The organism is Spartinivicinus poritis, from assembly GCF_028858535.1.
Classification (GTDB): domain Bacteria; phylum Pseudomonadota; class Gammaproteobacteria; order Pseudomonadales; family Zooshikellaceae; genus Spartinivicinus; species Spartinivicinus poritis.
On sequence record NZ_JAPMOU010000055.1, the window covers coordinates 16,014 to 32,024 of the forward strand.

General features: G+C 39.4%; 12 protein-coding genes. 7 read left to right on the forward strand and 5 right to left on the reverse strand.

Annotation, left to right across the window (positions count from 1 at the left end; genetic code table 11):
* Nucleotides 1-78: 78 nt before the first annotated feature.
* Complete coding sequence (gene sbcD / locus ORQ98_RS24850; RefSeq protein ID WP_274691523.1) at nucleotides 79-1,344, forward strand: exonuclease subunit SbcD; 1,266 nt, start codon at nucleotides 79-81, stop codon at nucleotides 1,342-1,344.
* Nucleotides 1,344-5,012 (forward strand): AAA family ATPase, encoded by a 3,669-nt coding sequence (locus tag ORQ98_RS24855; protein ID WP_274691524.1) that lies wholly within the window; start codon nucleotides 1,344-1,346, stop codon nucleotides 5,010-5,012. The genes sbcD and ORQ98_RS24855 overlap by 1 nt, the downstream gene beginning before the upstream one ends.
* Before the next feature lie 270 nt (nucleotides 5,013-5,282).
* Here ORQ98_RS24855 and ORQ98_RS24860 read toward each other — a convergent pair whose 3' ends face one another.
* The gene (locus ORQ98_RS24860) at nucleotides 5,283-6,026 is read right to left on the reverse strand and encodes a substrate-binding periplasmic protein (RefSeq protein ID WP_274691525.1); all 744 of its coding nucleotides are present in this window, start codon (nucleotides 6,024-6,026) and stop codon (nucleotides 5,283-5,285) included.
* 180 nt (nucleotides 6,027-6,206) lie between these two features.
* On the opposite strand from ORQ98_RS24860, the gene ORQ98_RS24865 reads away from it, so the two are divergent.
* Nucleotides 6,207-6,677, forward strand: a complete 471-nt coding sequence (locus ORQ98_RS24865; protein ID WP_274691526.1) for a DUF4124 domain-containing protein — start codon at nucleotides 6,207-6,209, stop codon at nucleotides 6,675-6,677.
* Nucleotide 6,678: 1 nt separating this feature from the next.
* Here the strand turns inward: ORQ98_RS24865 and ORQ98_RS24870 are convergent, their stop codons facing one another.
* From ORQ98_RS24870 to ORQ98_RS24885, 4 genes are all read right to left on the reverse strand, one after another.
* A complete protein-coding gene (locus tag ORQ98_RS24870) occupies nucleotides 6,679-7,590 on the reverse strand; it encodes an HlyD family secretion protein (protein ID WP_274691527.1) in 912 nt (303 codons plus the stop codon).
* Between the two features lie 92 nt (nucleotides 7,591-7,682).
* Nucleotides 7,683-8,312: a peptide chain release factor H gene (gene prfH, locus ORQ98_RS24875; RefSeq protein ID WP_274691528.1), complete on the reverse strand. Its 630-nt coding sequence runs from the start codon at nucleotides 8,310-8,312 to the stop codon at nucleotides 7,683-7,685.
* Entirely contained in the window at nucleotides 8,312-9,460 is a 1,149-nt protein-coding gene (locus tag ORQ98_RS24880) for an RNA ligase RtcB family protein (RefSeq protein ID WP_274691529.1), read from the reverse strand. Before ORQ98_RS24880 ends, prfH begins: the two co-directional genes overlap by 1 nt.
* A 348-nt stretch (nucleotides 9,461-9,808) precedes the next feature.
* Nucleotides 9,809-10,657, reverse strand: a complete 849-nt coding sequence (locus tag ORQ98_RS24885) for an NAD-dependent epimerase/dehydratase family protein (RefSeq protein ID WP_274691530.1) — start codon at nucleotides 10,655-10,657, stop codon at nucleotides 9,809-9,811.
* 315 nt (nucleotides 10,658-10,972) lie between these two features.
* Here ORQ98_RS24885 and ORQ98_RS24890 point away from each other — a divergent pair, with 315 nt between their 5' ends.
* From ORQ98_RS24890 to ORQ98_RS24905, 4 genes are all read left to right on the forward strand, one after another.
* Nucleotides 10,973-11,884: a hydrogen peroxide-inducible genes activator gene (locus ORQ98_RS24890; RefSeq protein WP_274691531.1), complete on the forward strand. Its 912-nt coding sequence runs from the start codon at nucleotides 10,973-10,975 to the stop codon at nucleotides 11,882-11,884.
* Between the two features lie 26 nt (nucleotides 11,885-11,910).
* Nucleotides 11,911-13,995 (forward strand): ATP-dependent DNA helicase RecG, encoded by a 2,085-nt coding sequence (gene recG / locus ORQ98_RS24895; RefSeq protein WP_274691532.1) that lies wholly within the window; start codon nucleotides 11,911-11,913, stop codon nucleotides 13,993-13,995.
* 225 nt (nucleotides 13,996-14,220) lie between these two features.
* Entirely contained in the window at nucleotides 14,221-14,889 is a 669-nt protein-coding gene (locus ORQ98_RS24900; protein WP_274691533.1) for a hypothetical protein, read from the forward strand.
* Nucleotides 14,890-15,117: 228 nt separating this feature from the next.
* Entirely contained in the window at nucleotides 15,118-15,960 is an 843-nt protein-coding gene (locus ORQ98_RS24905; RefSeq protein WP_274691534.1) for a CAP domain-containing protein, read from the forward strand.
* Nucleotides 15,961-16,011 lie beyond the last annotated feature (51 nt).

Here is a 16,011-nt window from a genome sequence, read left to right on the forward strand (position 1 = left end):
TTTCTAGACATATTAGTACTGTCTAAATATTATCATCAGTTGAAAAACACTATGCCAGCGGATACTTAGGCCTCTAACATGCGTCTACTCCATACATCAGATTGGCACTTGGGCCAACACTTTATGAATAAAAGCCGAGAGGCTGAGCACCAGGCGTTTTTGGAGTGGTTACTGACCACAATTGATGAACAAAAAATAGACATATTAGTCGTAGCTGGTGACATTTTTGATACAGGCACGCCACCTAGCTATGCACGAAAGTTGTACAACAACTTGATGGTAGGGATTCAAAATACTCACTGCCAGCAAGTGTTGATGGTAGGAGGTAACCATGACTCAGTCGCTGTGTTACACGAATCTCGCCGCATTCTATCTTGTTTAAATATCACCGTTATTGGTGGCATATCAGACCACCTTGAAGAGCAAGTGCTTACAATCAAGAACAACAATGGTCATCCAACAGCCATTATCTGTGCAGTACCTTATATTCGACCAAGAGACGTATTAAGCAGTCAAGCAGGACAAACTCAAATAGAAAAGCAGCAGAGTTTAGAACAAGCCATCGCTGATCATTATCAGCAGCTTTTTAATATTGCACAACAAAAGGCCAAAATCAGCAATCAAGCACAGCTTCTACCCATTATCATGACAGGTCACTTGGCCACAGTAGGGGGGCAATCTTCAGAATCAGTGCGCGATATCTATATTGGTAGCTTGTCAGCCTTTCCTGCACGACACTTTCCCCCAGCCGACTATATTGCCTTAGGTCATCTACACAGTAGTCAACAAGTGTCGGGGGTAGATCATATTCGCTATTCAGGGTCCCCTATTCCGCTGAGTTTTGATGAAGTGGATAACGCTAAGCAAGTGTTGTGTATTGAGCTGACAAGTAATGGCTTGGCTTCTATCGAAAGTATTGAAGTACCCCGCTTTCAACCAATGGCTACCGTTAAAGGTAATTTAGCCGATATTGAGCAACAGCTTGAACAGCTGGAAGCACCACCACAAGGGCAATCTACTTGGCTAGAAATCGTTATTCAGGAAGATGATTACTTGACTGATTTACAAGCTCGACTCCAACAGCTGATCGCCGACAAACCTTTTGAAATATTGAAGTTAAAGCGAGCCCGCACCCAACAACAAACAATTGAGCGAGAAGCTAAAGAAACGCTAACAGATTTATCTCCTATCGATGTATTTCAACGGCGGCTAGCCCAAGAAACTATGGATGAGTCACTAAAAAATCAGTTAACGCAACATTTCAAAACCATACTAAATGAGATAAAAGAAGACGAGACTCAACCGACAACAAGCATAAGTTGCAAGGAAAAAGCTACTGTATAATGAAAATCTTAAGCTTACGGTTAAAAAATATTAACTCCCTTAAAGGTGAATGGCTCATTGATTTTACTGCGCCAGACTTTGCTAACAATGGGCTCTTTGCTATTACAGGCCCAACTGGAGCAGGAAAAACAACATTACTAGACGCCATCTGTTTAGCCCTATACCACGAAACTCCACGCTTAAAAGTGTCTGTTGCCAGCAATGACTTAATGAGCCGACACACAGCAGAATGCTCAGCTGAAGTAGAATTTGAAGTAAAAAATAACCGTTACCGAGCCAGTTGGCAGCAGCGACGCGCCAGAGGTAAATCTAAAGGAAAGTTACAATCTCCTGTAGCAGAACTCGCTATATTAAATGGTTCTACAAACAATGTGATTATTGCTGATAAATTAGCAGAAACTCGAAAACAAATAGAAGCTGTCACTGGTCTAGACTTTAGTCGCTTCACTAAGTCTATTTTGTTAGCCCAAGGAGGCTTTGCTGCTTTTTTGAATGCAAAGCCCAATGAACGAGCTGAATTATTAGAAGAATTAACTGGTACTGATATTTATGGAAATATTTCCCAGCGGGTTTATGAGCATTGTCAACATGAAAAAAATAAATTATCACTGTTAAATGATAAAGTTAACATCACTGAGCCACTCAGCTCTGAAACAAAAAATCAAATAATTTCAAAGCAGGAAAGCCTAGCTAACACTACAAACCAGCTAGAAGTAGCATTAAAAGAGTATAGCCAAAAAAAACAATGGTTAGAGCAAATAAGCGATTCCAAAGTAAAAATACAACAAACCAAAGATAAGATTGAGCAACACCAGAATACTATAACTCAAGCCACTCCTGATATTAAAAAACTAGAAGCACACCAGCCTGCTTTAGAAATCAAACCAATCTATAAATCCTGGCAAGATGCAAACCAACGTTATAGCAATAATCAGCAGACTATAGATGAATGTCTTAACGCACAAAAGTCAATTCAGGACTCCATCAAGCAAGCTGAACAACAGGTTAAATCACTAACAGAGACTTACCAACAATACCAAGCAAAACAAAATAAACTGGAGAAACTAGCTGATCAGGTGACGCCTCTAGACTATAAAATAGCAGACCTTATCAGTCAGAAGCAAAGGTTTGAAAGTGATTTACAGAATCTAAAACAACAGCTAACGAAACAACAAAACTCTCTTAAAAACGCTAGTAGCCAACAAGCAGAGACTGAATCAAACTATATTAGTGCAAAAAACTATCTAGACACACATTCACAACACAAATACTTAGCAGAAAAACTCCCATTATGGAAAGAACAACTAAAACAGCGACAAACTCTTAGTCAGCAAGAAAAAGAATACACTAACAAAGTGTTATCTACCAAAAAATCAATTGAAGAAAAAAGCTATCAAATTAATGAAATTAATGTCGAACTTAATGCGTCTAGACTATTGTTACAGGAGCAACAAAGTCAGCTGCAAATATTATCTAGCCAAATTAAACAGATATTAGGTGAATATAACAATGATACGCTTGAGAATGCTTATCACCAGTCAATAGAGCAACGTCCTTTGTTAAAGGAGCTTGAAAAGCTGACCAAGCGCTACTATGAACTAACTGTTAAACAAAACAATCTTTTAAATAGTTACAATACAACTAAACAAAAGCTTGCTGAGCTGAATAGTAAAAAACAAGAAAAAAGTAAGATTAAAATAGCAATACAAGAGCATATTGCCAGTATTGAGAAAAATTTAAGCTTAGAGCTTAATATTCAAAGCTTATCAAAACATAGGCTTAAGCTACAAAAAGGCGATCCTTGCCCTTTGTGCGGTTCAGAAGAACACCCAGCAATAGCGGAATACCAGCAGGTTGACCCATCAAAAACTGAACAACAGCTCCTCGCCAAGCGGAATGAGTTAACTGAAATAGAAGTCGTTTTAACATATAACAATAACGAAACTATTACGATTAATCAGCAAATACAGTATAACCAACAGCAAATAGAAGATGTCATTCAAGAACTTAAAAAATGCGAAAATGAATGGCAGTTTGTCATAGATAAATTACAAGTAGTGGCAGCAATAAATAATGAAAGCACTATTACCCAGCTTTTACAAACAGCTAATGAACAGCATGAGCAACTAACCAAACAATGGAAACACTATAAAGCTGTCAATAAGCAGTTAACAGATCAACAGCAACACATTCAAAAAATGGAAGCCCAACAGCATGAGAATGATTTAAAACTACTAAATCAAGCCGTAGAGAATCTACAAGCTCAACACCAGACTGAAACGAAAGAATTAAAGAATACTCAGCAACAGCTGGCTGAATTAGAAGCTATTCTTAACCAGGAGTTTGCTGTTTTTAATGACTCTCTACCTAATGTAGCTAATCAAAATGACTGGCTAAGCAAACAAAACTTATCAAGCCAAACATACCAACAAACTCAACAACAGCATAATGAACTACTGCAGGCATTAGCTGATAATAAGTTAGTTATTAATAGCTTAGAAAAAGATACCAAGCAAACAGTCAGCTTAATAGAAGACTCAACTAATTCATTAAGTGCAGTTAATAATCAATTAACAATACTCCAGTCAGAACGTTATGCTCTTTTTGGTGATAAACAAATTGATACTGAGCGCCGTCAATTAAAAGAGCAGTTAAGTGTTAAAGAGCAGCAATTGCAAAAAGCTAAGGACCAGTTGAACCACCAGAACCAAAATCATAATCAGCTTAAAGGGCAAATAACTACACTACAGCAAAGCAAGCAAGTATTAACCAAACAGCTACAAGAAACCTCTCAGCAATGGCAGCAAGCCTTAACTGATAGCCCATTTGTCAGCCAGCAATCATTTGAACAGGCTATATTATCACCTATTGAATATCAGCAATTAAAACAATTAAAACGACAGCTTGATAATGAGCAGCAACGCAATCAGGGATTATTGCAAGATGCAGAACAAACACTAAGTGATTTGCAGGCAAAGCAACTCACAGGACTTACAATTTCTGAAATCAATCACCAGCTAACCGAACTTGTTAAACAACAAAAACAAACACAAGAAGACATGGCTGAACTGAAAGCTACCCTAAAAGCAGATGAAACAGCACAACAAAAGCAGCAATCATTATTAGCAGAAATTCAGCAACAACAGTCTATTACAGATGTCTGGGTAAAGTTAGACAGCCTGATCGGATCAGCTAAAGGCGACAAGTTTCGTCGTTTTGCCCAAGGTGTCACCTTAGACCACTTAGTATATCTGGCTAATCAACATATACAGCGATTACATGGCCGCTACCAACTGAAGCGCAAACTTACTGAAGAGCTAGACTTAGTAGTAGTTGACACCTGGCAAGCAGATGTAGAAAGAGACACCAAAACCTTATCAGGTGGAGAGAGTTTTTTAATTAGCCTTGCATTAGCCTTAGCACTCTCTGACTTGGTAAGCCATAAAACATCAATCGACTCTTTATTTTTAGACGAAGGATTCGGTACCCTTGATGCTGAAACACTCGATACAGCTCTTGATGCCTTAGATGCACTCAACGCTAGTGGTAAGATGGTAGGAATTATTTCTCATGTTGATGCACTAAAAGAAAGAATTCCTACCCAAATTCAAGTCAAAAAGAGTAATGGTTTGGGTTATAGTAAATTGGATAAGCGGTTTGCTGTATAAAAACACTATGTGTGCAAGCTTTGCTCCTAATCCCCTTAACACTGAGCCTGGAATATAATTCATTTTTTTAATTCCAGGCTAAATATTGGTGACTATAGCCAAAGCGAATGGCTTTTAGGGGCGGCCGTCGAGTGATGAGCCCCATGACTATATGTATTTATAAATGATTGGGTGAATAGTGACGACAACAAACCCTAAAAATCATTCGAGAATAATATAGTTTATTTACTATCATAGCTATGGTTAGATCCTACCCTGATACAAACAAATTCAAGGAGAAATATTATGCTTTTTTATAATTTTATTTTTAATATCATCATTATAAATTTCTTTAAATGCATTATTTAACTTATTATAGACCTCATTAGAGGTATTATTACTAACAGCCATGTAGTAGTTATATTTAAAAGTCATTATTGCTGGATAGACGTCCTCAAATTTGAGGCCTAGCTTTTTCAGTCTAATGGGTAAAGTGATGTTATTTCCAGAAATCAAGTCCACTTTAAATGCATATAGCTTCTTAATATTTTCTTCTTCTGAAACAGAAATACTCAGCGCTTTCTTTTCTTCAAATCCTACTGAACTTAAAAACTGATGACTAACATCGCCTCGCATAACCCCAACAATATATTCTTTTGCATCACTGACATTTGAAAGAGCAATGTCTCTCCGACTACTTAGCTTATATAGGTAAAATTGCTTACCTGAAAATAGTGGTCCTATCCACTTAAATAGGGACTCTCTTTCTGGAGTACGTAAAATGGTATAAATGATTACATTAGGTTTATATAGAGCAATTTGATATGATCGAGCCCAAGGATATAAGTGAATGCTATATTTATAGTTTGCCTTTGCTAATACTTTTTTAACTACTTCTGTTGAGGCCCCAACAACTTGGCCTTTTTCGCGATAATTATAGGGAGGCCAATTCTCTGTCACCACTAATAATTCATTAGCACTTAGCTGTAACATGCTAGCAATAACAATCATCAAGCTTAAGCTTTTTACTATCATTTGGTTATATAGCCTACAAGCAAACTAAGCTTAATTATAGCTTCAGCTATTGCGCTTCCAAATATTTACTATTCAAGAGATAAGGGAACACCTTTGCAATAAATACATGAATTATGTACAATTCATATCCTTTATTTTCAGTTTTATCCTGAGTCAAGAAGATGTAGGAGTAACCACCCGATGCTAAGGACAACAGCTTTTAACACGGTATTTCTGTTTATCACCGCAATGTTGGCCAACATCGCCAGTGCTGAAATTTATCGATGGGTAGATCAAAATGGCAAAGTTCACTTCAGCGACAAGAAGCCGCAACATAAGCAAGTAAACACTGTTAATATCAATCAAACCAATACTTACCAAAATGTTGAGTTAAAGCCTTTAGGGCCTTCTTCCGTTAGCACTAACAGAAAGCGTAATAAAGGGGTTGTCATGTATAGTGCTGAGTGGTGCGGTTACTGCAAAGTTGCACGCAATTATTTCCAGTCAAAAAATATTCCATTTAAAGAGTATGATATTGAAAAAAGCCAAAAAGGCCGTGATGATTTTAATAAGCTGGGTGGCGGCGGTGTACCACTTATTTTGGTAGGTAAAAAAAGAATGTCAGGCTTTACTCAGCAACGATTTGACAATTTATATTACCGAAAAAAGTGATCTACTGTTGTAACTTTGTCTTGTGCAAGGCTTTTGGCCAGTCTGCCTTAGGATTAAGCTTAATATAAGCCTTACCCTCCATAACAGGTTCTAGTTTATCCAAGTGGTTAGCTAAATAATCTCCAGTAATCTTTAGCCTTAACGGATAAAACAAATCATTACTTTGTGCAGTTCCTTCAATCACAATGTGATCTTTTTTTGCAGTTGGAGAAATAAAGGTTATTGTTGCAGGGATAATGATATCATCTAAATTAAACAACGTAATCCTTGCTTCAGAGTTAAGCTCAGCTAAATTTGCTTGTTCTTTCTCAAGAAAAATCAACATCTCAGCACCTGTTGCATTCATCATTTCTAGCAAAACCGTATCAGGTTTAATTCGCTGATTTTTTTTCACTTTTATTTGTAAAACTTTACCAGAAGCAGGCGCTTTTATCTTTGTATAAGCTAACTGTTGCTTCAAAACCGTTATTTGTTGCTGTAAATGAGAGACTGCCTCTTGGTTGATAGTGTCCATTTCCCGTGCTAATTGACAACCAAGTTGAGCTAATTCAAGTGCTTTATTTTTTTTTGATTCAACTGGGGGACAATTACTCACTGGCTTACTGTTTTGCTTCTGCAACAAAGCTAAACGTTCCTCAACTTTGGTTATTTGATTGTTAATTGGAGTTTTACTTAGCTCCAGAAGTAATTGTCCTTGTTTGACAATGGCTCCTCCCTGAACTCTGACTCGCTTTATTTTACCAGATATGACGCTGGTTAAATTAATAATAGGTAGTTTCAGCTCACTCTTCGCAATAGCAATACCAGGGTATACATGACTATATATAAACCAACTGATAATACCAGCAAAGACAATAAAGAGTATGACAGCAGACGAATACTGCCAAGGTTTTAAATAATAAAACTCTTTCATACCATACTCTTCATGTATCCTTAACACCCTATTACTTAAAGAATAGAAGTTGATATCAGCTACTCATCAATCACCTCTTATATACCCAAAGCCTAAATGTCATTCGAAAAGAGTGTAAATCTTTCGCCTTTAAATATCCGCTTAGGGTTCCCACGTTCTAATGCCGTGTGTTGCTGCCAACGCTTAACACTTTCTGCTGCTATAGCCGTTTGCTCCAACTCATCCAATTTTTCTTGCAGTCTAAATAAAGCAAGTTTCTTATTACTATGCTGGCTACGTTGGCTTTGCACAGTACACTGTATACCTGTGGGTATATGAGTAACCTGCACAGCTGAGTCAGTGGTATTAACATGCTGTCCTCCCGCCCCTTGAGAACGGCAAGTGGTGATTTTGACTTGCTCCCTTGGGATCGAAAAATCTTTTACAGGCCAATAGCGGCCAGAAAAAAACCAGTTTTTACGTTTATGTCCACGCCGAAACTGGCTTTCACTCTGCCACAACAAAGAACCCTGCCAACGTTGAGCAAATACTTCTGCCTCAGTCCCTGCTACTGTATAAAGCACCGAATAACAGCAGCCTTTATCATTGGCCACTATTCTTTCAACCTCGTTCAGTTCAATATCAAACTGTTTTGCTTCCTCTTCTAGATAGCGTGCTGCTAAAGTAACAGCGCGAGCACACTCCACTGGTCCACGCCCTGCGCTTAGCTGTAACCAAAACATCAACATCCCCCACTCTTCGCTGTTTTGTAGGTGAGAATGGGTTTAAGGCTAGCAATCAGTTCAATTAGCCCTGCATTTTTTAAGTCTTGAATAACTTGGTCTATCGACTTATAAGCTTGCGGAGCCTCCTCATAAAGCAACGCCTTATTTTTACAAACCACATGACTGCCCAATGACGTTTTCTGTAAGTCTTGTACCCGATATTTATTAGATAACCGCGCTTTAGCTTCAGAACGCTGCCATTTTCTTCCTGCTCCATGTGCTAATGAAAATAATCCAGTAGCACTTTTAACAGGCTTTACCAGATAAGTCAGAGCCCCTCTGGAACCTGGTATTGCAACAATTCCCTGATCGCTCGGTGTAGCACCTTTACGATGTAGCCAACCCATTCCCTGCTGGTTAGACACCAGGTTATGGGTAACATCCAGCAACGGATCAGCATCTATATTCAGTGTAGCCATTATTTGCTTGGCAATTAATGTTCGATTAGCGCAAGCCCACTGAACAGCATCGTTATGTTTTTGTAAATATTCAATTCCTGCATCAGAGTCAACCGCAATACCCGCCGAGTTAAATTGAGCAATATGCTGATTGAGAATTTCATGACCATAACCGCGAGAGCCACTATGCACCAATAGCTGTACATGTTTTTTTGATAAATGAATAGCGTCAGCAAGTGTTTGATCAAATATAGTCTCAACTACTTGTAACTCAGCAAAGTGGTTGCCACCACCAATACTACCCAATGCTCTATCAAAATCGCTATTAATAACACCAAACTGTTGCTTGGTTTGCTCTATTTCATCTTGCCAGTCCCGATTAAGTGGTTCATCTAAAACAGCTAACTTATCTATCCACCGCGATATTTTAAGCTTATTTATTGGTTTATCAGTTTGCCAAAGCCCCATACCACAGCCTATATCACTACCTACCAAATAAGGATACAAGGTATTTTTACTTAAAAATGCAGCGCCTATAGGGTAACTTTTACCAGGATGCAAATCTGGCATACCTGCAACTTTCAGCATATCAGGCAATTTAGCTGAAAACGTTAATTGCTCAATTGCTTTCCCTTCAATCCAGGTTTTATTTGATGCAATAAGTTCAATATTATCAGCAATATATTGAATGGAGTTTAATGTGCCCATTATATTTTCCATATTGATTAGATGAGCGATTTAGCCAGATATACCAATAGGTATAGGCATGCTCATTTAATGAATAATTTTTTAATCAGACAGGGCTAACAAAGGAAAGAATATGAAGAAATGTAACTGGCGGGAGTTATTAATAAACTAACTAAACATGCCTAGCCACAAGTAACCTTGCTGCCTTGTCTATTCATTTTAATTTGTTGATTAGTGGTTTGTGTTTGCATGTTTTACCTCCATTTTTATGCTGATTTCTCTACACATCTAAAAATCCTACACCGCATTGGGCATAGTTGCGCGAACTTTAAGTGATATATCAATAAAATGCAACTATGCCTCTTAGGCTTATGTCATCTTATTAATTATTTCCTGATAGCCAGCTTTATAATCTGGGTATTTGAACTGATACCCCAAATCTAACAGTCGCTGATTACTGCATCGCTTACTACTACCAGTTGATCGACTGAGTGGTAAAGTTGGTATTGTGTTTAACTGGGTGGCTAACCAGCTTGTCACTTCACTCAATTTCGCTGGATGATTATCTACACCATTATAGCATTCGGCCAATTGCACCCCCAGACTATCCTGCTCAATTAAATAAGCCAAAATACCTGCACAATCATCTTGATGAATTCTATTAGTATATGGGTCATTAGCGCCAACAATCCCATATCCCGCCCTTACCTGCTTAAGTAAATATTCTCTTCCTGGACCATAAATACCCGAAAAACGCACTGCTGTAGTTGGAATATCAGTACTATTCAGCAATTGTTCTGCTTCTAACAACCGCAAACCTAAACCGGTAGGTAATGTTTCACTGGCTTCTGTCACCCACTCATCTTCCTGTTGGTGATAAACTCGACTGCTTGAAACATACAACAAGCGACGAGTATTTTGCTTTGTTTTCTCCATCCAACTAAGTAAGTTAGCAAGCCCTTTCACATAGGCTTGGCGATAACCCTCATCAGAACGCTCGCTTGCTGCAACACTGTAAACCACATAGTCACACACAGGCCAGTTTAAAAAGGTTCTTTCTGAAGCAATATCCGATGTAACAGGATTTATATCACTTGGTAATAAATCAGTATTTCTTCTTACACCCCATACCTTAAACCCTTTTGAAAACATCAATTTAGCTAAGCGCGTACCTATATCTCCACAACCAACAATTAAGCAACTTTTTTGATCTACCATTGCATGATTCTTCTAAAAAATGTCTACTATAAATAGAAAACTGATTGATTTTTTTAATAGTATGATAACCGGTACTTAAGCCATGCTATGACCGCCAAACTAAACATTAACTAACTACACAAAAGTAGTTGTAGTTTTTATTTAGGCAAAATAGCATAGTACTGTTTATACATACAGCATAAAGTTACGCAAAATACCATACTGTGTTAAGTTGACATATACGGTATGTTAGTAAGTATTAAATAGCTTAAACAAGCAAATAGCGCTAAGTAAGCTAAACAAGTAGCGCACACCAAAAACCAAAAGTAGCCTGTCATGACTCTGACTGAACTTAAATACATTGTTACGCTTGCTCAGGAGCAGCACTTTGGCCGTGCAGCTGAGCGATGTTTTGTTAGCCAGCCCACCTTAAGCGTTGGCGTGAAAAAACTGGAAGATGAACTGGGTGTCGCTATTTTTGAGCGCACCAAAAATGCCGTACATGTAACTCCTCTAGGGCAAAAGATAGTAGAGCAAGCCCAAAAAGTGCTTGAAGAAGCTACTACCATTAAGCATATTTCTTCTGCAGGTAAAAACCAGCTAAGCAGCCCTTTGCGGGTAGGTGCCATCTTTACCATTGGGCCTTATTTATTCCCTCATTTAGTACCACAGCTGCATAAAGTAGCACCTGAAATGCCACTTTATATTGAAGAAAACTTTACTGCAGTATTAAGACAAAAACTGCGTAAAGGGGAGTTAGATGCCATTATCATCTCACTCCCTTTCACCGAACCAGATGTTGTTACCAAACCGTTATACGACGAGCCGTTTACAGTCTTAATGCCTGCTAACCACCGCTATACCCGGCTTAAAGTGGTTAATCCGGAACACTTGGCTGAAACGGACTTATTACTATTAAGTGAAGGACATTGTTTCCGCGATCAGGTACTGGAGCTATGCCCAGCACTAGCCCAAACAGCAGATAAAGCGACAAAGACACAAACCAGTGTTGAAGCCAGCTCACTTGAAACAATTCGTCATATGGTTGCTTCTGGAATGGGGATTACCGTGTTACCTCACTCTGCTGTGCATGACGGCCACTATGCCAGAGGGATGCTCGCCACTCGCCCTTTTAAGTCTCCACCACCTTACCGAACTGTAGCGTTAGCTTGGCGGGTAAGTTTCCCCAGGCCTAAGGCAATTGATGTATTAGCTGATGCTTTACGGTTGTGTTCTGTAAGCGACTAGACTAACTGTTTTGCGGCTGATTTATAATGGCAAATGACTTACATCAAGTCCCCACTACACAACTCAAAGGTGTGGGTGCAAGTTTGGCTGAAAAGCTGGCTAAGCTAAACATTTATACAGCTCAAGATTTACTATTTCATCTTCCTTTACGTTACCAAGATCGCACGCGAATTACTGCCATAGGTGCACTACAATTTGGTCACGAAGTTGTAATCCAAGGCACAATCCAAAAAACGCAGATAGCTTTTGGCAAACGCAAGAGCTTAATGTGCCAAGTTCAAGATAGCTCTGGCATTGTGACTTTACGTTTTTTCCACTTTACTGCCAGTCAAAAAAACAATTTAACAACAGGTGCTGAAATTCGTTGCTTTGGTGAAGTTCGCCATGGCAGTAGTGGCTATGAGCTTTACCACCCAGAATATCAACTGCTGAATAGTGACCAGCCATTACCTGTTGAAGAGCACTTAACCCCTATTTATCCAACCACTGAAGGCTTAAGCCAAAAACGTATTCGAGGCCTTTGTTCACTGGCTTTAGATATGTTGAACAACCAACATGGGTTAACGGAGTTATTACCCAATGATATCCAACGCCGATTTAAAATTGCCTCGCTGATTGATGCGATTATGTTGCTTCATCAACCACCACCAGAAACACCCCATCACCTTATCACTGAAGGAAAACACCCTGCTCAACAACGGTTGAAGTATGAAGAGTTACTAGCCCATCAGCTCAGTTTGCTACGGTTACGTCAAAAAGCCCAGAAAATACCAGGCTACCCACTGGCTACAGGGCAAGATCTACAACAGACGTTGGGTAATAACCTGCCCTTTAAACTAACAGGTGCCCAACAACGGGTTATCAACGAAATTAATGCCGACTTAGCAAAACCAGCGCCCATGTTACGACTGGTACAAGGTGATGTAGGTTCAGGTAAAACCATGGTTGCTGTGATGGCTGCCTTAAAAGCCGTGGCCAATGGCTACCAGGCTGCTGTTATGGCGCCAACGGAAATTTTAGCAGAACAACACCTGAATAACTTCACTACTTGGCTAACGCCTTTAGGTCTGAAGGTTTCCTGGTTAGCAGGCAAGTTAAAAGGAAAAAAGCGGGCTGAACAACTGACAAGTATTGCTTCAGGTGAAGCCCACATAGTAGTTGGCACCCATGCGATTTTTCAGGATGACGTACAATTTAAGCAGTTAGCCCTAGTGATAGTGGATGAGCAACATCGGTTTGGCGTTCATCAACGCTTGTCATTAATGAGTAAAGGCGAAAATGGCCAGACTAAGCCACACCAGCTTATTATGACTGCCACCCCTATCCCCCGCACCTTAGCCATGTGTGCCTATGCCGATTTAGACTGCTCCGTTATTGATGAACTGCCTCCTGGGCGAACGCCTGTTACTACGGTTGCTATCGAAGACTCTCGTCGTCCTCATGTTATCCAACGGGTACAGTATGCCTGCCAAAACGGCCGTCAAGCTTATTGGGTGTGCACATTAATTGAAGAGTCCGAAGCCCTTCAATGCCAGGCCGCAGAAGCTACTGCAGAGCAATTACGCGAAGAGTTACCAGACCTAAGCATTGGCCTTATTCATGGCCGGATGAAAGCTAGTGAAAAAGCCGCCATCATGGCTGAATTTAAGGCCAATAACTTAAATTTATTGGTAGCAACCACTGTGATTGAAGTAGGTGTTGATGTACCCAATGCTAGCTTAATGATTATTGAAAACCCCGAGCGGCTTGGTCTGGCTCAGCTCCACCAATTGCGTGGCCGAGTAGGCCGGGGATCAACCGACAGTTATTGTGTATTACTCTATCATCGACCTTTGTCAAAGCACGGCCGAGCACGACTGGAAATAATGCGCGAGACCAACGATGGCTTTGCTATTGCCGAAAAAGACTTGGAATTACGAGGCCCAGGGGAAGTATTAGGCACCCGCCAAACGGGCCTAATGCAGTTTAAAATAGCGAGTCTTGAACAAGATGCCCACCTGCTACCGCTGGTAAAAAATACCGCTGAGCAGCTTATTTCGACCCACCCAGACACTGTCGAGCCTTTGGTCACCCGCTGGTTAGGACAGAATGAACAATACGCTAATGTTTAATTAGCCTGTCATTATCTGTTTGTTACACAGGCCCTTATCCCCCTTAAACACCTTTGATAGTATAAAACAGCAAAACAAGCCGAAGCCATGTAACTTATAGTCAAAGCGAATGGTTTTTAGGGACGGCCGTCAAGCGATGAAGCCCTATGAGTTTATGTTTTTATAAATGATTAGGGTGAAGAGCGATGACAACAAACCCTAAAAATCATTCGCGAAGAGTATAGAATGACTACAACAAGAGATGCATACAAAAGCAACAAGCCCACCAAAATAACAAAGCTATTATTAAGTTTTGTATTTTCTTCGCTAGCAAGCTCAATCTGGGCAGAGCAAATAACCCCAGCACCCGACCAAACAATACCAGACCTACTGTGTAGAGATATTACAAAGTGCCAGAAGATAGCCAAGCCCACAGAGTGGCCTGCTCCCGTTGAAGCAAAAGGGCTGATTTATGGAAACCTATTGTTTACATTTATCTTACCACCACCAGATAAAGCGGTTCGCTCTTTTGGTTCTGACTCTGGACTAGCAGCATTACTTGAAGATGGCTCAGCCTTTTCATTCTATGTAACTGAAAAAATGGAAGGCACAACCAGTGCTTTTGAGTATGTATTCGATACTTCTATTAGTGAGCTACCAAAGCAATTACCAGTAGATTATGCCGCAGCAGTGGTTATGTACGGCATAAAAGATCAACCCGCCAAAGACACTGAGTTTAGAAAATATAAAAAAGACGGTTGGACTGTTGTAGCAGGCTTTAATGAAACAGAAGGAGTAAAAATTATGGCTGCTCACAAACAATTTACAGACAGGCTATTTATAGTGAAGTTAAACCCCAAGGCAACGCAGTATTTTGACCAGGTAATGTCTTCTATATCACTAGGGGAAAGATAAATAAAACTTAACGACAAAAACGCTTTTAATATATCGCATATTGTTACAATAACAACGTGAACCACATCACTCACCTATAGCTTAGAAGCAATTAACTCTGCCTATAATTTCTTCAGGAAGATAAATAGTTACCAGCCTATCGCCCCAAGCTAACAAGCTATATATCACCAAGCTAGTTTTACCGTAATTTTTTAACTGTAAAAAGCTTTCTTATATCATGGAGGATATATGAAAATATTGCGTCATCTTTTAACACCATTTCTAGTACTAGTTTCACCAACCATTAATGCTCAAGCAGTAGACCTTATTCAAGAAGCAAACGGAAATTATAATCACATCTTTCAAAATCCTAATCCTAATATCATTCAAGAAAAATTAATTACAATAAGTACGGATTTTCTAGCCTCAGACGTAGAAAATTTAACGCAAATAAAAATTATGCTTTTTGATAACATGTCAATTACTGCTAATCGGGGAAAAATAATTCATGATATATTGCTCAGTGATTTATGGGTAGGCTCTGTTGAAGGTATCGCAAACAGCTCTGTCATTCTTGCTATTTCTGCCACAAGTATTTCAGGGAAAGTTAAAGTTTTTGGAAGAACTTTTTTTATCCACTATTTTAATGGCCAACAGCTTCTACGTGAAGTAGTAGAACCCAACGTTATTGAAAGCTGGTCGAATCAAATCGATGAAACCAAAGAGCAACGGGTCTATGAAATCGTTAATTCAGAGCGCTCAGCCAGTAATCTTTATCCCTACAATTATGATACTAAACTAGCAAGATCATCACGGCTTCACTCTGAAGACATGGCAAAAAATAATTATTTTAGCCACACCAGCCGTGATGGAAGATCCCCTTTCGATAGAATTAAAGCCCAAGGCTACCAATACAGTCGGGCAGGAGAAAATATAGCAGCAGGCGCTTCAACAGCAGAGCAAGCAATGGAGCTATGGATGAACAGCTCAGGACACAGAGCTGCAATACTAAGCAGCCAATACTGTGATATTGGGGTAGGTTATAGTTCAGCTAATCGCTACAAACATTTACCTAATTATCATCATGCCTAAGCTATATTTAGTAGCTTACCTGGTAGCGGAGGTGTTCTCAGCGCTACAAAT